This window comes from Lentzea sp., from assembly GCF_036380075.1.
GTDB lineage: Bacteria > Actinomycetota > Actinomycetes > Mycobacteriales > Pseudonocardiaceae > Lentzea.
In genome coordinates this window covers 1-15,515 of the sequence record NZ_DASVFL010000054.1, presented here as the reverse complement: position 1 = coordinate 15,515, position 15,515 = coordinate 1, and the positions used below count along the sequence as shown (strand labels likewise).

Genomic DNA, 15,515 nt, shown 5'->3' with positions numbered 1-15,515 from the left:
TGGGATTCACCGGTGGACGTCGCTTCTGTGAGGGAATGGGTCACCCTTCTGGTCTAGACCCTTGCCCTGGTCCGTTCTACAGTCACGTTGCTTCCTGTGAAATAGCTGTTGCAACATACGCAACGTGGAGGGCGCGACGATGCGGCTCAAGACTTTCGTGGCCGTGCTGGGGGTGGGCGCGGTGGTCGCCTGCGCACCGGTGCAGTCGGGACCGACGAGCTCGGGGACGGACGAGCAGACCGGGCAGCTGCGGGTGTGGCTGTTCGACGAGGTCAACCGCGGTCCCAAGGAAGCCGTGGTGAAGGAGGCCATCTCCGAGTTCCAGGGCAGGCACAGCGGCGTCACCGTCGACGTGCAGTACATCCAGGTGGCGAGCAGGGCCGAGCGCTTCAAGGCCGCGTTCAGCGACCCCAAGAGCGCGCCGGACGTCGCCGAGTTCGGCAACACCGACCTCGCGGGCTACGTCTCCGCCGGCGGCTTCTCCGAGCTCGACCTGGGCGGGTGGGTCGAGTCCAAGGACCTCGTCCCGACGGTCCTCGACACGGCCAAGGTCGACGGGAAGACCTACGGCGTGCCGTGGTTCGTCGGCGTGCGCGCGCTCTACTACCGCACCGACGTGTTCGACGAGCTCGGCCTCAAGCCGCCCACGACGCTGGACGAGATCGCCACGACCGCCCGTGAGATCCGGCAGCGCAAGCCCGAGATGATCGGCATCTCCGCCGGTGGCAAGTACACCTTCGCGGCGCTGCCGTTCATCTGGGCGCAGGGCGGCGACATCGCCAAGCAGGACGGCGGCAAGTTCACCGCCACGATCGACAGCGCCGAGGCCAAGGCCGGTGTCGCCAAGTACACCGAGCTGATCAAGGACGACATCTGCCCGCCCGCCGCCTGCGCGGGCAACGGCGGTGACGCGAGCGTCGAGGCGTTCCGGGCCGGCAAGGCCGCGATGACCATCGGTGGCGACTTCAACCGCAAGTCCGTCGACGCCTCCAGCGCCGCCGGCAAGTACGGCGTCGTCCCGCTGCCCGGCAAGGAGAAGGGCTCGATCGCGCCCGCGTTCGCCGGCGGCAACCTGCTCGGCGTCATGAAGGGCACGCAGCGCAAGACGCTCGCCAACGAGTTCACGCAGCTGCTCGCGTCGAAGAAGTACCAGCAGAAGATGTACGCGGCGATGGGGAACCTGCCGACGTTCGGCGACGTGCAGAAGCAGGTCAGCGACTCCGACAAGTTCCTGGAGCCGTTCACCAAGACCCTGCAGTCCGGGACGAAGTTCGTCCCCGTCACGCCGGCGTGGGCGAAGATCGAGGCGCAGACCGTGGTGCCGACGATGATCCAGGAGGTCGTCACCGGCGCGAAGAACGTCGACACGGCCACCGCCGACGCCGCCAAGACCATGAACGCGGCCTTCACGTCGTGAGCGTGACCGCCAAAGGCCAGGGGCGGACCGCGTTCGCCTACCTGGCTCCAGCGCTGCTGGTGCTCGCGGGCCTGCTGGCCTACCCGATCTACCAGCTGGTGCTCATCTCGCTCTACGACTACGGCCAGGAACAGGTCAGCGGCGGCGCGCCGCTGACGTTCCTGGGTCTCGGCAACTACCAGAAGCTGTTGGGGGACCAGCAGTTCTGGGGTGTGCTCGGGCAGACCGTCGCGTTCGCGGCGGTCTGCGTGGTCGGCACGTTGCTGGTGGGCGCGTTCCTCGCGGTCCTCGCGACCCGCGTCCGCACGTGGGTCCGGATGACGTTGTTCCTGGCGGCGCTCGGCGCGTGGTCCACGCCCGCGGTCGCCGGCTCGACGATCTGGCTCTTCCTGTTCGACGCGAACTTCGGCTTCGTCAACGAGGTCCTGGGCATCCAGGGCTTCTCCTGGACGTTCGACAAGTGGACGGCGTTCGGACTGGTCGCGGCACAGGTGATCTGGTGCTCGTTCCCGTTCGTCATGGTGACGCTCTACGCGGGCATCAAGGCGATCCCGGGCGAGGTGCTGGAGGCCGCCGCGCTGGACGGCGCGTCGGCGTTCCGCACGGCGTGGAGCGTCACGCTGCCGTTGCTGCGGCCGATCATCCTCGTGGTGACGATCCAGTCGATCATCTGGGACTTCAAGGTCTTCACGCAGATCTACGTGATGACGAACGGCGGCGGCATCGCCGGGCGCAACCTCGTGCTCAACGTCTACGCCTACCAGCAGGCGTTCGCGGCGTCCGAGTACGGCCTGGGCGCGGCCATCGGTGTCGTGATGACCGTGCTGCTGCTGGGAATCACGATGTTCTACCTCCGCGCGCTGCGGCGGTCGGGGGAGGTCCTGTGAGGCGCTGGCTGACCGAGGGGTTCGTCCTCGTCGTCGCCGCGGTGGTGGCGTTCCCGCTGTTCTGGATGGTGCTGTCCGCGTTCAAGCCGGAGGACGAGATCATCTCGGCCGACCCGGTGCCGTGGACGACGCGGCCGACGCTCGACAGCTTCACGCGGGCGCTGACCGTCGCGAACTTCGGCCGCTACTTCGTGAACAGCATCATCGTCGCGCTGATCGTGGTCGCACTGAGCATCCTGATCTCGTTCCTCGCGGCGACCGCGCTGACCCGCTTCCGGTTCCGCAGCCGCACGACGTTGCTGATCATGCTGCTGGTGGTGCAGATGGTGCCGGTCGAGGCGCTGACCGTGCCGCTGTTCTTCCTGATGCGGTCCGTGGGCGACTCGGTGCCGGTGTTCGGCCTGAACCACCTCGGGTCGCTGGTGCTGGTGCACCTGGCCTTCAGCCTGCCGTTCGCGATCTGGATGCTGCGGGGCTTCGTCGCCGCGGTGCCCGTGGAGCTGGAGGAGGCCGCCACCCTGGACGGCGCCTCGCGGTTCCGGTTCCTCTGGCAGGTGCTGTTCCCGCTCGTCGCGCCCGGACTGGTGGCGACGAGCGTGCTGTCGTTCATCCACGCCTGGAACGACTTCCTGTTCGCCAAGACGTTCATCATCTCGGCCGTGGAGAACCAGACCCTGCCGCTGGCTCTCCAGGTGTTCGTCAAACCCGACCAGAACGATTGGGGCGCGATCATGGCGGGCTCCACCCTGATGACCATCCCTGTGCTGATCTTCTTCGTGCTCGTGCAACGACGTCTCGTCTCCGGCCTCGCGGGGGCGGTGAAGGGATGAACCTCCTGCCGCGCCCGGTGTCCTACGTGGACGGTGGGCGGCTCTGCGAGTACCGGGGCTGGAACACCGTCCTCACGGACGGGCCGCCCGGCGGCTACCGGCTCCTCTCGTCCGACGACGGCGTGCTGATCGAGGCGCACGACGCCGAGGGCGAGATGAACGCGCTGCAGACGTTGCGGCAGCTGCTCGGACCGCGGTCGTTCCGGGCCGCCGGCGAGAAACCGGCGGTCATCCCCGCGTGCGAGGTCGTCGACCACCCGCGGTTCCCGTGGCGCGGCGTGATGCTCGACGTGGCACGGCACTTCCTGCCCAAGCGGGAGGTGCTGCGCTGGGTCGAGCTGCTGTCCGCGCACAAGCTCAACGTCCTGCACCTGCACCTCACCGACGACCAGGGCTGGCGCTTCGAGGTCCTGCGCTACCCGAAGCTCACCGAGGTCGGGTCGTGGCGGGAGGACTCGCGCTTCGGCGACCGGCGCTCCGGAGGGCTGAAAGGCCGTCCGCACGGCGGTTTCTACACGCAGGACGACCTGCGCGAGATCGTCGAGTACGCGCGGGCGCGGCACATCACGGTCGTGCCGGAGATCGACATCCCCGGCCACTCGCAGGCGGCGGTCGCCGCCTACCCGGAGCTCGGCCTGCACGGCGGCGGGGTCTGGACGGACTGGGGCGTCAACGAACGCGTGCTCAACACGGACGAGTCCACGATGGACTTCTACCGGAACGTGTTCGACGAGCTGATGGACGTCTTCCCGGCCGAGGTCGTCGGACTCGGCGGCGACGAGGCGCCCGGTCACGAGGACGGCGTGCTGGTGCGGGCGATCGCGGAGCACATCGCGCGCAGGGGACGGCGGCCGTACGGGTGGGACGAGGTCCTGGACTCACGCCCGTTGCCGGAAAGCACGGTGGTCGCGTCGTGGCGCGGTGTCCAGGGCGGCGTCACGGCGTTGCGCGACGGGCATGACGTGGTGATGTGCCCGGAGCAGTTCGTGTACCTGGACTACCGGCAGTCGGACGGGGCGGACGAACCGATCCCCGTCGGGACGCTCACCACGCTGGAGGACGTCTACGCGTGGGACCCGGAGCCGGCGGAGCTCACCGGGGACGAACCGGGGCGGTTGCTGGGCGCCCAGGCGAACATCTGGACCGAGCACCTCGACTCGGCCCGGCGGGTGGACTACGCGGCGTTCCCGAGACTGGCCGCGTTCGCCGAGGTCGTGTGGTCCCCGGCGGAGAAGGATCCGCTGTTCCTGCAACGGCTCCAGGAGCACCACCTGCCGAGGCTCGACGCCCTCGGGGTGGAGTACCGGCCCCTCACCGGACCCCACCCCTGGCAGCGGCTACCTGGTGTCCCCGGTTTTCCACGGTGATCACACGGCCGGCTCTTCCTCGGGCATGAGGATCCAGGCGGCGGCGTAGAGGATCGCTCCGGTGCCGAACCCGAGCAGCGTCGCCGCCACGAGGATGATCCGCAGGATCGCGGCGTCGACCCCGATCATCTTGGCGACACCGCCGCAGACACCGGCGAGCATCTTGTCGCTGCGACTGCGACGGAGCTTCTTGACCTGGTCGGTGGCTTCGTTGAGCACGTTGTTCGTCATGGCTCAAGAGTCGTCGAAACCGCGGCCCAGCACATCGGTGACCACCCCGAACCGGACCCTGAACCGGGGTGGCCGGGTCAGGGTTGCACCTTCCGCAGCGGCATGTGGTCCAGTGGACCGGTGCCTTCGTCCTTCACGCCACCTCGCCAGGTCAAGATCGGTGACGCCGCGGCCTTCGCCGGCTGCACGCCGCGGACCATCCGCCACTACCACGAGATCGGCCTGCTCCCCGAGCCGGAACGCGGCGGTGACGGCCGCCGCCGCTACGGCTACGAGGACATGATCCGCCTGCTGTGGGTCCGCAGGACGGCCGACGCGGGGATCGCCCTGGACGACATCCGCGACGCCTTCACCAGCGGCGGCGACATCGCGGGCGTCCTGGAGCGGTTGGAGGACTCCCTCGCCGCGCAGGAGGCGGAGCTGCGGCGGCAACGGGCCGCCGTGCAGCGGATGCGCGCGGAAGGCAGCCGGATGGGCCTGCTCTCCGACTTCGTCGCCGACCGCCTCAAGGGCCTCCCGGAGGGCTCACTGCGTGCGGCGGACCTCGACACCCTGCTGGTGACCGAACGGATCTTCGGCCCGCTCGGCGCGGCCGTCCAGGCCGGCCGCTTCGTCGCACTGGCCACGAACCCCGCTCTGCGGGCGGAGTCCGACCGCGTGGACGCCGCCGAGGAGGCCCTCGACGACGGCGTCGCCGTCGACGACCCGCGGGTGGCCCTGGTGGCGGCCGAGCGGCACGCCTTCGAAACCGTCCTGCAGGACTTCCTGGAGGAGTCCGGCCAGAACGAGGCCGACGACGCCCTCTTCGACGCCTGGGACGCCCTGCACCCCGCTCCCGCGGACGACCTCGGCCCCGTCGAGCGGCCGCCCGGCTCCATGAGCGCGTTCGAGGCGGTCGGCAAGATGCCCTACGACTTCTCCCCGGCCCGGCTGCGCTGCATGGAGCTGGCCCTGGAGCTGTCCGTCCAGGACTCAGCGGCGCCCTAGTCCAGGCAGAACTCGTTGCCCTCGACGTCCTGCATGACGATGCACGACTCGTTCTCGTCGTCGGCCTCCATCACGCGCACCAGCGTCGCACCGAGCGGTTCCAGCCGTGCGCGTTCGGCCTGCAGGGCGGCGAGGCGTTCGGCACCGACGAGCCCGGTGCCGGCCCGCACGCAGACGTGCACGCGGTTCTTCACGACCTTGCCCTCGGGAACGCGCTGGAAGTAGAACCGCGGACCCTCGCCCGTCGGGTCGGCGCAGGCGGACCACGACCCGTCGCTCTCCGGCGGTGCGTCGTAGCCGAGCACCTGGCTCCAGAACTCCGCGACGCGCACGGGTTCCGCGCAGTCGAACGTGACCTGGACTTTCTTGATCGACCCCATCCGCCCAGGTTAGTCGTACCCTGACCTTCATGGAGTCCCCTGAGGAGCTGGCGGCAGGGCTCGACGGCGCGGGGTACCTGCCGGACGGCGGGGTCGCGACGGCGGCGTTCCTCGCGCTCCGGATGGGACGGCCGCTGTTCCTGGAGGGCGAACCCGGCACCGGCAAGACGTCGCTCGCGCTCGCGCTGGCCAAGGCGCTGGACGTGCCGCTGATCCGGTTGCAGTGCCACGAGGGCATCGACGCCACCCAGGCGCTGTACGACTGGGACTACCCGCGCCAGCTCATGCACCTGCGGGTGCTGGAGACGCGGGGTGAGGTGGACGAGGCCTCGCTCTACACGCGACGGTTCCTGCTGGCACGGCCGTTGCTGCAGGCGTTGGAGAACGCGCCGTGCGTGCTGCTGGTCGACGAGATCGACCGCGCAGACGACGAGTTCGAGGCGTTCCTGCTGGAGGTCCTGAGCGAGAACGCGGTCAGCATCCCGGAGTTCGGCGAGATCAGGGCGACGACACCGCCGTTGACGGTCCTGACCTCCAACCGCACGCGCGAGGTGCACGACGCGTTGAAGCGCCGCTGCCTCTACCACTGGCTGGAGCACCCCTCGCTCGACCGCGAGGTCGCCATCCTGCGCCGCACGCTGCCCGGTCTCGACGAACGGCTCGCTCGAAAGGTCGCGGAGGCCGTCGGGCAGATGCGGGGCCTCGACCTGCTCAAACCGCCGGGCGTCGCCGAATCGCTCGACTGGGCCCGCGCGCTGCAAGCACTCGGCCGCACCGAACCCGACGCGACGACCCTCGGCGCCGTCCTGAAGTACCGGGAGGACGCGGATCGCGTGATCGGGAGCACAATCGTGGGATGACGGAGGCCTGCGTCGGGTTCACGAGCGTCCTGCGGGGCGCCGGGCTCCAGTGCGGGCCCGACCGCGTCCAGGCGTTCCTGCGGGCCACCGAGCACGTGGACCTGTACTGGGCCGGACGCCTCACGCTGTGCGCCGACCCGGACGACCTGCCGCGCTACGACGCCGTCTACCGCGCGTACTTCGGCGGCACCCCGCCCCGGCCGCGGGCGACCGTCGAGCTCGACTCGATGACCGTCGGCGTGGCCGCGTCCGATGTGGAAGTGCTGAAGCACAAGGACATCTCCGAGTTCGACGCCGCGCCGTTGATCGCCCGGCTGAGACCGCTCCCGCCGCGCCGCCGGTCGCGCCGGCTCCGCAAGGCCCGGCGCGGGCGGGTGGACCTGGCCCGCACGGTGCGCGCGATGATCGAGACCGGCGGCGAGATCGCGTTGCCGAGACACCGCCGCCGGGGCGTGAAGGCCCGTCGGCTCGTGCTGCTGATCGACGTGTCCGGCTCGATGGCCCCCTACTCCGACGCACTGCTGCGGTTCGCGCACGTGATCGCGCACGCCATGCCCGTCGAGGTCCGCACGATCGGCACCCGGCTCACCCGCGTGACCCGTCAGCTGCGGGAACGCGACCCCGAACGGGCGCTGCGGGCCGCGGGCAGGGCCATCCCGGACTACGAGGGCGGCACCCGGCTCGGCGACGCGCTGCGGCGGTTCAACCAGCAGTGGCGGCAGCGGGGCGCGGTGGTCGTGCTGTTCAGCGACGGCTGGGAACGCGGCGCCCCGGCGCTGCTGGCGACCGAGATGGCGCGGCTGCGGCGGGTGAGCCACAAGGTCGTCTGGGCCAACCCGCACGCGGGCAAGGCCGGGTACGAGCCGGTGCAGCGCGGCGTGGTGGCGGTCCTGCCGCACGTCGACGCGATGGTCGCCGGACACAGCGTGCACGCGTTGGAAGAACTGCTGAAGGAGGTGCGCCGTGCGTGATGTCCTCTACGACCTCGCCGAACGGGTGGCGAACGGGGAGACCGTCGGCGTCGGGACGGTCGTCGCGACCTTCAGCTCGGCTCCCCGGCCGGCGGGGGCGGCGATGCTCGTGACGCAGGACGGCGAGGCGGTCGGCAGCGTCTCCGGCGGGTGCGTCGAGGGTGCCGTCTACGACCTCGCGCAGGAGACGGACGAGCCGGTCCTGCAGCGGTACGGGGTGAGCGACGACGACGCGTTCGCCGTGGGGCTGACCTGCGGCGGGATCATCGACATCTACGTCGAGAAGATCAACGCCCGGACGTTCCCGCAGCTCGCCGAGGTCGTGGAGACCGTGCGCGCCGAGGAACCGGTGGCCGTCGCGACCGTCATCGAGCACCCCGACGGCATCGGGCGGCGCATGGTCGTCTGGCCCGACCGGCGCGATGGCAGCCTGGGGTCGTCGCGCGTCGACGACGCCGTCACCGACGACGCGCGCGGGATGCTCGCGTCGGGGCGCAGCGGCGTGCTCCAGTACGGACCGGACGGTCAGCGCCGTGGTGAGGGCATGAGCGTGTTCGTGAACTCGTTCGAGCCGCCGCCGCGCATGCTCGTGTTCGGAGCGATCGACTTCGCCGCGGCGATGGCCCGGCTCGGCGCGTTTCTCGGTTACCGCGTGACCGTGTGCGACGCACGGCCCGTGTTCGCGACACGCTCCCGTTTCCCGGAGGCGGACGAGGTCGTCGTCGCGTGGCCGCACAAGTACCTCGAAGGCGAAGCGTCCAAGCTCGACGAACGCACGGTGATCGCCGTTCTCACGCACGATCCGAAGTTCGACGTGCCGTTGCTGGAAGTCGCGTTGCGACTGAAGGTTGGCTACATCGGAGCGATGGGGTCGCGCCGCACACATGAAGATCGACTGAACCGCTTGCGGGAGGCGGGTTTGACCGAATCCGAACTTGCGGCGTTGTCGTCCCCGATCGGCCTCGATCTCGGCGCCCGCACGCCCGAGGAGACCGCAGTTGCGATTGCCGCGGAGATCATTTCCTTGCGGTGGAAGGGAACCGGGCGCCGTCTCGCGGAGATCGAACTGCCGATTCACCGGTGATCGGGTTGTTGAACCGGCAAACAGGGAGGAGGCTGGAGTGGCCCTCGTCACATGATCACCCACCACTGGGAGGGTTCATGCACATCTCGGTCAACGTCGACGGAGTGACGTACGCCGACGAGGTCGAGCCCCGGCTCCTGCTCGTGCACTACCTGCGCGAGCGCCTGGGCAAGACCGGCACCGTCGTCGGCTGTGACACCGGAAACTGCGGTGCTTGCACGGTGCACTTGGACGGCCACAGCGTGAAGTCGTGCTCGTTGTTCGCGGTCCAGGCGAACGGGCACGAGGTCACCACGATCGAAGGCCTCGCCCGCGACGGCAAGCTGCACCCCGTGCAGCACGCCTTTCGCCAGAACCACGCGTTGCAGTGCGGTTTCTGCACCCCCGGCATGATCATGCAGGCCATCGACCTGCTGGCCGACGAACCCGATCCCGACGACGAGACCGTGCGGAAGGGGCTGGAGGGCAACCTCTGCCGGTGCACGGGCTACCAGAACATCGTCCGCGCCGTCCAGGACGCCGCGCAGAGCATGAAGCCCGGCGCCGGTCCGGAGATCGAGCGCCACAGCGACTCCGACGTCGGCACCGCCGCCGCGAAGCAGCCGGTAGGTGGCGAATGACCGCCACAGCCGAACCGGAGATCGGCAAGGCCCGGCTCCGCAAGGAGGACGCGCGGCTGATCACCGGTCAGACCCGGTGGACCGACAACCTCCAGCTCACCGGCATGCTGCACATGGCCGTGCTGCGCAGCCCCGTCGCCCACGCCCGCATCACGAACATCGACGTGAGCCGGGCGACCGCGATGCCCGGCGTGGCCGTGGTGTTCACCGGTGAGGACTTCGCCGCCGAACAGGGCTCGCTGCCCTGCGCGTGGCCGATCACCGAGGACATGAAGTCGCCCGCCGCGCCCGCGCTGGCCGTCGACCGCGTCAACTTCGCCGGCGAGGCGGTGGCGCTGGTGATCGCCGACAGCGCCTACCACGCCGCGGACGCGCTGGCCGAGATCGACGTCGACTACGACGAGCTGCCGGTCGTGCTCGACATGGAGGAGGCGTTGCTGGACAACGACCTCGTGCACGAGGACATCGGCACGAACAAGTGCGCGACGTGGATCTTCGACTCCGCCGAGGCCGGCAGCGGCACGGACGTCGAGGACGAGATCTCCGCCGCCGAGGTCGTGGTCGAGCGGACGTTCCGGCAGCAGCGGCTGATCCCGGCGTTCATGGAACCGCGGTCGGTCGTCGTCGACTCGACCGCCGGCATGTTCACCGTCTGGTCCGCGACCCAGATCCCGCACATCCTGCGCTGGATGCTGTCGGCCGTCACGGGCATCTCCGAGAGCAAGCTCCGGGTGATCGCGCCGGACGTCGGCGGCGGGTTCGGCGGCAAGCTCCAGGTCACGCCGGAGGAGCTGCTGTGCCTGCTGGTGGCGCGGCGGATGAACCGGCCGGTGAAGTGGACCGAGACGCGCACCGAGTCGATGCTGTCCGCGCACCACGGCCGCGACCAGATCCAGAAGATCACGCTGGCGGCCCGCCGCGACGGCACCGTCACCGGGCTCAAGGTCGAGCTGCTCGCCGACATGGGCGCGTACCTGCGCCTGGTCACGCCGGGCGTGCCGATCCTGGGCGCGTTCATGTTCAACGCGATCTACAAGTTCGCGGCCTACCGGTTCGTGTGCACCAACGTGTTCACGAACAAGGTGCCGACGGACGCCTACCGCGGTGCCGGCCGCCCCGAGGCCACGTTCGCGATCGAGCGGATGATGGACGAGCTCGCGGTCGAGCTGGACATGGACCCGATGAAGCTCCGCGAGCTGAACTGGATCAAGCACGAGGAGTTCCCGTTCACCTCGGTCGCCGGGCTCACCTACGACTCGGGCAACTACGAGGCCGCGACGGCGCGCGCGATGGAGCTGTTCGACTACGAGGCGCTGCGCGAGGAGCAGGCGCGTCGTCGTGCGGACGGTTCCGCGGTGCAGCTGGGCATCGGGATCTCCACGTACACCGAGATGTGCGGCCTCGCGCCGTCGCGGGTGCTGGGCGCGCTGCGGTACGGCGCGGGCGGGTGGGAGACCGCGTCGATCCGCATGCTGCCCACCGGCAAGGTCGAGGTGATCACCGGGACGTCGCCGCACGGGCAGGGCCACGAGACGGTGTGGTCGCAGATCGTCGCGGACAAGCTCGGCGTGCCGTTCGAGGACGTCGAGGTGCTGCACGGCGACACCGCCACGTCCCACAAGGGCATGGACAGCTACGGCTCGCGGTCGCTGGCCGTGGGCGGCACCGCGCTGGTGCAGGCGGCGGACAAGGTGCTCGCCAAGGCCAGGACCCTGGCCGCGCACATGATGGAGTGCGACGAGGCGGACGTGGAGTTCGCGTCGGGCTCGTTCTCCGTGCGCGGGACGTCGACCGCCCGGTCGCTGGGCGACGTCGTGCTGGCCGCGCACGTGGCGCACGACCTGCCCGAGGGCATGGAACCCGGCATGGACGCCGACGCCACGTACGACCCGGACAACTTCTCGTACCCGCACGGAACCCACCTGTGCGCGGCGGAGGTCGACACCGAGACCGGCATGGTGAAGATCGTCCGGTACGTGGCCGTGGACGACGTCGGCACCGTCATGAACCCGTTGATCGTCGACGGTCAGGTGCACGGCGGACTGGCGCAGGGCATCGCGCAGGCGTTGTACGAAGAGGCCACCCACGACGAGATGGGCACCCTGACGTCGGCGACCTTCGCGGACTACCTGCTGCCGTGCGCGGCCGACCTGCCGTCGTTCATCACCGACCGGACCACGACCCCGGCGACGTCGAACCCGTTGGGCGCCAAGGGCGTCGGCGAGGCGGGCACGATCGCCTCGACGCCGGCCGTGGTGAACAGCGTGCTGGACGCCGTGCGGCACCTGGGCGTCCGGGACATCGAGATGCCGATGTCGCCGGAACGCGTGTGGACGGCCTTGCAGGGACGTGGTGACCCCGGCGCCGGTGACGTGGCGGCGGGCGGGCTCGGTTCGATCGACGCGCAGGGAGGACAGTCGTGATCCCGGCGGAGTTCAAGTACCTGTTCCCGTCCTCGGTGGACGAGGCCGTGCGGATGCTCGCCGAGGAGGGCGAGGACGCGAAGGTGCTCGCGGGCGGTCAGTCGCTCGTGCCGGTGCTGCGCATGCGGCTGGCGGCGCCCACGGCGTTGATCGACCTCGGCGGCCTGACCGAGCTGACCGGCGTCCGCGACGACGGCGACTCGTTGCTGATCGGTGCCATGACCACGCACTACGAGGTGCAGCGCGACCACCTCGTGCAGGACCACGCGTTGTTGTTGAAGCTGGTCACCGACACCGTCGCCGACCCGCAGGTGCGCCACCGCGGCACGTTCGGCGGCGCGCTCGCCCACGCGGACCCGGCAGGCGACCTGCTGGCCCCCGCGCTGGCCCTGGACGCGGTGATGGTCATCGCCGGTCCAGGTGGGCGGCGCGAGGTGCCCGCGGCGGAGTTCTTCGTCGACTACTTCACGACCGCACTGGCACCCGACGAGATCCTGGTCGACGTGCGGGTGCCGAAGTACACGGGCTGGAGCGCGCACTACGAGAAGCTCAACCGGGTCGCGCAGGCGTGGTCGATCGTGGCCGTCGCGGCGGCCGTGCAGGTCCGCGACGGCTCGATCGCGGCCGCCAGGGTCGGTCTCACGAACGTGGGAGCGGGTCCGGTGCGCGCGGTCGACGTCGAGTCCGCGCTGGTCGGGCAGGAGGCCTCGGCCGACGTGATCTCGGCGGCGGCGCTGCGGGCGTCCTCGGGCGACAGCTACAAGGACAACCTGGCCCGCGTGCTCACCGGCCGTGCGCTGACGGCGGCGGTAGCGGGATGAAGTTGACGCACTCGTTCGTCTCACCCGGCCCCGCCGAGGTGGTGTGGGAGGCGCTGCTCGACCCGGAGCGGGTGGCGCCGTGCCTGCCCGGCGCCACGCTGACCTCGGTCGAGGGCAGGACGTTCAGCGGGGAGGTGAAGGTCAAGCTCGGCCCGGTGCAGCTGCTGTACCGCGGCACCGGCGAGTTCGTCGACGTCGACCCGGAACAGCGCCGTGCCGTGCTCAAGGCGTCCGGCAAGGACGCCCGCGGCAACGGCACGGCGTCCGCCACGGTGACGTTCCAGGTCGGCGACACCGTCGAGGTGGAGACCGACCTGGCGATCACCGGCCGCCCCGCCCAGTTGGGACGCGGACTGATCTCCGAGGTCAGCGGCAAGCTCGTCGGCCAGTTCGCCGAATGCCTGGCGGGCACGCTGGGTTCCGGGGATCCTGACGAGGTGGCCCAACAGCAGCATCTCCGAGTCGTACCCGACGAGCCGATCGACCTGATCGACACCGCAGGAGTACCGGTCCTGAAGCGCGCCCTGCCCGTCGCGGGCGCGGCGCTGGCCGTGGTGCTGTTCGTGGTCCTGCGGCGCCGGCGGCACCGCTGAACCGTGCGGTCCGGTGGCCGGCACTCGTGCTGGCCACCGGCTTCGCGCTGTCCGCGTGCACCGGCTCCCCGGTCGTCGTCACGCCCGCACCCCCGTCGCCGGTGTCGTCCGGCCCGCCCCCACCGCGCTCGTTCACGCTGACCGCGGGCGGCGACGTCCTGATCCACCCCGCCCTCACCGACCAGGCGGTCGCCGACGGCGGCGCCGCGGGCCGCACCTTCCTGCCGCTGTTCGAGGGCGTGCGCGAGACGCTGAAGGCCGACCTGTCCCTGTGCCACCTGGAGGTCCCGCTGGGCCCGAAGGAGGGCCCGTTCTTCGGCTACCCCGCCTTCCTGGCGCCGCCGGAGGTGGCGAAGGGCCTGGTCGACGTCGGCTACGACTCCTGCTCGACCGCCTCGAACCACACCCTCGACCGAGGCGTCTCGGCCATCCAGACGACCCTGGACGCGATGGACGCCGTCGGCCTGAAGCACACCGGCTCGTTCCGCACCGCCGAGGAAGCCGCCGCGCCGCTGATCCTGGACGCGGGCGGGGTTCGCGTGGCCCAGCTGTCGTTCACCTACGGCTTCAACGGCATCCCGCTGCCCCAGCCGTGGCGCGCGAACCAGATCAACGCCGACAAGATCCTCGCCGACGCACGGGCGGCCCGCGCCGCGGGCGCCGAGGTGGTCGTGCTGTCCGTGCAGTGGGGCAACGAGTACCAGCACGAGGCGACCCCGGACCAGAAGGCGCTGGCCCGTCAGCTGCTGGCCGACCCGGCCCTGGACCTGATCATCGGCACGCACGTCCACGTCGTCCAGCCGTTCGAGAAGATCGGCGACAAGTGGGTGGCCTACGGGCTCGGCAACGAGGTCGCACGCCATGCCGAGCCTCGTGGCGTGACCGAGGAGGGGGCGATCGCGCGGTTCCGGTTCGAGCAGGGGCCCTCCGGGTGGTCCGTGGTCGAGGCTTCGTACACGCCGACGCTGGTCGAGTTGGGGCCGCCGATCCGGTTGGTGGACCTGACTCGGGTGCCCATCACTCCTCGACGGACTGAGGCGATCACACGGACCGAGGGTGTGGTGTTCAGCTTGGGGGCCAACCAGCAGGGGCTGGTGCGGGGGCGGCCGTGACCACTCGAAAGGCTGAACCTTTTGGTAAAACTGCTGGTCCATGAGCTGGAGTTGCGTAAGCTCCCCTTTGGGTTCGCTCACGTGTGCGAAGGTGACTGAGACGGAAGGAGACGCGGTGACCGCACTACCCGACAGGCCTCCGAGGCGTCTGCCTGCTGTTCCGACGGGGCTGTTGACCGTCGCTCAGTACGCCGCGCTCGGAGAGACCGAAGACGGCTTCACGGAACTGGTACGAGGCCGTCTGATCATGACCCCCAGCCCCAACCCCCGCCACAACATCATCCTCGGGGAGTTGCACGCCCAGCTCCGCGACCAGGTGCCGAGCACACACCGAGTGATCCCGGACATCGACATCGACCTGCAGCTCGCGCCGCCGGACGAGCCCGGCTCAGTGCGCCGCCCCGACCTCGTCGTGGTGAGCCGAGCCGAGGTCGACAGGGTGGACCGGGAGGGCGGTCTGCTCCGCGCGTCCGAGGTCGTGCTGGTGGTCGAGATCCTGTCGCCGAGCTCGAAACGAACCGACTATCGGACCAAGCGTGATGAGTACTGCGACGCCTGCATCCCGTTCTACTGGATCATCGATGTGGACAAGCCGGTCTCCCTAGCTGCGCTGCACTTCGCGGGCGAGTTCGGCTACCAGGAAGCTCCGGCGGAAGCCGGCGTCTACGAGGCCACCGAGCCTTTCCCGGTGAAGATCGCCGTCAATCAGCTCTGCTGACTGAGCTTGGCCAGCACCCGTTCGTACCGGTCGACCCACGCCCGGTCACCGCTCTCGAACTCCAAGACGCGATCCGGCACGGGAGCCCGACCGAGCACCGGCAGGTACCCGTCCACCGGCACGAGCGAGTCGCCGGTCACGTCCCCGTCCAGCAGTTGCAGCGTCGCCAGCCCGCACGCGTACTCGAGCTCCGGCAGCGCCGCCGCCAACGCCA

At 70.1% G+C, this 15,515-nt stretch carries 16 protein-coding genes and 1 pseudogene; 14 read left to right on the top strand and 3 right to left on the bottom strand.

Features of this window, described 5'->3' with window-relative positions:
• Positions 1-139: 139 nt before the first annotated feature.
• The 4 genes from VF330_RS06510 to VF330_RS06495 are packed head-to-tail and all read left to right on the top strand — an operon-like array spanning position 140 to position 4,501.
• Positions 140-1,417 (top strand): extracellular solute-binding protein, encoded by a 1,278-nt coding sequence (locus VF330_RS06510; RefSeq protein WP_330850586.1) that lies wholly within the window; start codon positions 140-142, stop codon positions 1,415-1,417.
• A gap of 2 nt (positions 1,418-1,419) precedes the next feature.
• Entirely contained in the window at positions 1,420-2,304 is an 885-nt protein-coding gene (locus VF330_RS06505; RefSeq protein ID WP_330850585.1) for a sugar ABC transporter permease, read from the top strand.
• A complete protein-coding gene (locus VF330_RS06500) occupies positions 2,301-3,134 on the top strand; it encodes a carbohydrate ABC transporter permease (RefSeq protein WP_330850584.1) in 834 nt (277 codons plus the stop codon). The genes VF330_RS06505 and VF330_RS06500 overlap by 4 nt, the downstream gene beginning before the upstream one ends.
• Positions 3,131-4,501, top strand: coding sequence for a beta-N-acetylhexosaminidase (locus VF330_RS06495; RefSeq protein ID WP_330850583.1), 1,371 nt, complete (start codon positions 3,131-3,133; stop codon positions 4,499-4,501). Before VF330_RS06500 ends, VF330_RS06495 begins: the two co-directional genes overlap by 4 nt.
• Here the strand turns inward: VF330_RS06495 and VF330_RS06490 are convergent, their stop codons facing one another.
• A complete protein-coding gene (locus VF330_RS06490) occupies positions 4,502-4,732 on the bottom strand; it encodes a PspC domain-containing protein (RefSeq protein WP_330850582.1) in 231 nt (76 codons plus the stop codon).
• Positions 4,733-4,852: 120 nt separating this feature from the next.
• On the opposite strand from VF330_RS06490, the gene VF330_RS06485 reads away from it, so the two are divergent.
• Entirely contained in the window at positions 4,853-5,719 is an 867-nt protein-coding gene (locus tag VF330_RS06485; protein ID WP_330850581.1) for a MerR family transcriptional regulator, read from the top strand.
• On the opposite strand, the gene VF330_RS06480 is transcribed toward VF330_RS06485, so the two are convergent.
• Complete coding sequence (locus VF330_RS06480; protein WP_330850580.1) at positions 5,716-6,099, bottom strand: VOC family protein; 384 nt, start codon at positions 6,097-6,099, stop codon at positions 5,716-5,718. The two genes, VF330_RS06485 and VF330_RS06480, sit on opposite strands and share 4 nt — an antisense overlap.
• 29 nt (positions 6,100-6,128) lie before the next feature.
• On the opposite strand from VF330_RS06480, the gene VF330_RS06475 reads away from it, so the two are divergent.
• The 9 genes from VF330_RS06475 to VF330_RS06435 all read left to right on the top strand — a co-directional run bounded on the left by VF330_RS06475 (position 6,129) and on the right by VF330_RS06435 (position 15,301).
• The gene (locus VF330_RS06475) at positions 6,129-6,959 is read left to right on the top strand and encodes a MoxR family ATPase (protein ID WP_330850579.1); all 831 of its coding nucleotides are present in this window, start codon (positions 6,129-6,131) and stop codon (positions 6,957-6,959) included.
• On the top strand, positions 6,956-7,930 hold the full coding sequence (locus VF330_RS06470) for a vWA domain-containing protein (RefSeq protein WP_330850578.1): 975 nt from the start codon (positions 6,956-6,958) through the stop codon (positions 7,928-7,930). Before VF330_RS06475 ends, VF330_RS06470 begins: the two co-directional genes overlap by 4 nt.
• Positions 7,923-9,014, top strand: a complete 1,092-nt coding sequence (locus VF330_RS06465) for an XdhC/CoxI family protein (protein WP_330850577.1) — start codon at positions 7,923-7,925, stop codon at positions 9,012-9,014. Before VF330_RS06470 ends, VF330_RS06465 begins: the two co-directional genes overlap by 8 nt.
• Positions 9,015-9,091: 77 nt before the next feature.
• Positions 9,092-9,634, top strand: coding sequence for a (2Fe-2S)-binding protein (locus VF330_RS06460; protein WP_330850576.1), 543 nt, complete (start codon positions 9,092-9,094; stop codon positions 9,632-9,634).
• Positions 9,631-12,057 carry a xanthine dehydrogenase family protein molybdopterin-binding subunit gene (locus VF330_RS06455; protein ID WP_330850575.1) on the top strand — a complete coding sequence of 809 codons (2,427 nt, stop codon included), beginning with the start codon at positions 9,631-9,633 and terminating at the stop codon, positions 12,055-12,057. The genes VF330_RS06460 and VF330_RS06455 overlap by 4 nt, the downstream gene beginning before the upstream one ends.
• Complete coding sequence (locus tag VF330_RS06450; protein WP_330850574.1) at positions 12,054-12,878, top strand: FAD binding domain-containing protein; 825 nt, start codon at positions 12,054-12,056, stop codon at positions 12,876-12,878. The genes VF330_RS06455 and VF330_RS06450 overlap by 4 nt, the downstream gene beginning before the upstream one ends.
• On the top strand, positions 12,875-13,471 hold the full coding sequence (locus VF330_RS06445) for an SRPBCC family protein (protein ID WP_330850573.1): 597 nt from the start codon (positions 12,875-12,877) through the stop codon (positions 13,469-13,471). The genes VF330_RS06450 and VF330_RS06445 overlap by 4 nt, the downstream gene beginning before the upstream one ends.
• A gap of 26 nt (positions 13,472-13,497) precedes the next feature.
• Entirely contained in the window at positions 13,498-14,583 is a 1,086-nt protein-coding gene (locus VF330_RS06440; RefSeq protein ID WP_330850572.1) for a CapA family protein, read from the top strand.
• A gap of 115 nt (positions 14,584-14,698) precedes the next feature.
• Entirely contained in the window at positions 14,699-15,301 is a 603-nt protein-coding gene (locus VF330_RS06435) for a Uma2 family endonuclease (RefSeq protein ID WP_330850571.1), read from the top strand.
• On the opposite strand, the pseudogene VF330_RS06430 reads toward VF330_RS06435, so the two are convergent.
• Positions 15,289-15,515 (bottom strand): annotated as a pseudogene (locus tag VF330_RS06430) (O-succinylbenzoate synthase); the annotation flags it as partial. The gene VF330_RS06435 and the pseudogene VF330_RS06430 overlap by 13 nt on opposite strands.

What these genes read in the sequence shown, in the direction of transcription:
- VF330_RS06510 (WP_330850586.1), top strand. Translation starts at nt 140, where the DNA reads ATGCGGCTCAAGACTTTCGTGGCCGTGCTGGGGGTGGGCGCGGTGGTC.
- VF330_RS06495 (WP_330850583.1), top strand. Translation starts at nt 3,131, where the DNA reads ATGAACCTCCTGCCGCGCCCGGTGTCCTACGTGGACGGTGGGCGGCTC.
- VF330_RS06490 (WP_330850582.1), bottom strand. Translation starts at nt 4,732, where the DNA reads ATGACGAACAACGTGCTCAACGAAGCCACCGACCAGGTCAAGAAGCTC.
- VF330_RS06480 (WP_330850580.1), bottom strand. Translation starts at nt 6,099, where the DNA reads ATGGGGTCGATCAAGAAAGTCCAGGTCACGTTCGACTGCGCGGAACCC.
- VF330_RS06475 (WP_330850579.1), top strand. Translation starts at nt 6,129, where the DNA reads ATGGAGTCCCCTGAGGAGCTGGCGGCAGGGCTCGACGGCGCGGGGTAC.
- VF330_RS06470 (WP_330850578.1), top strand. Translation starts at nt 6,956, where the DNA reads ATGACGGAGGCCTGCGTCGGGTTCACGAGCGTCCTGCGGGGCGCCGGG.
- VF330_RS06460 (WP_330850576.1), top strand. Translation starts at nt 9,092, where the DNA reads ATGCACATCTCGGTCAACGTCGACGGAGTGACGTACGCCGACGAGGTC.
- VF330_RS06455 (WP_330850575.1), top strand. Translation starts at nt 9,631, where the DNA reads ATGACCGCCACAGCCGAACCGGAGATCGGCAAGGCCCGGCTCCGCAAG.
- VF330_RS06445 (WP_330850573.1), top strand. Translation starts at nt 12,875, where the DNA reads ATGAAGTTGACGCACTCGTTCGTCTCACCCGGCCCCGCCGAGGTGGTG.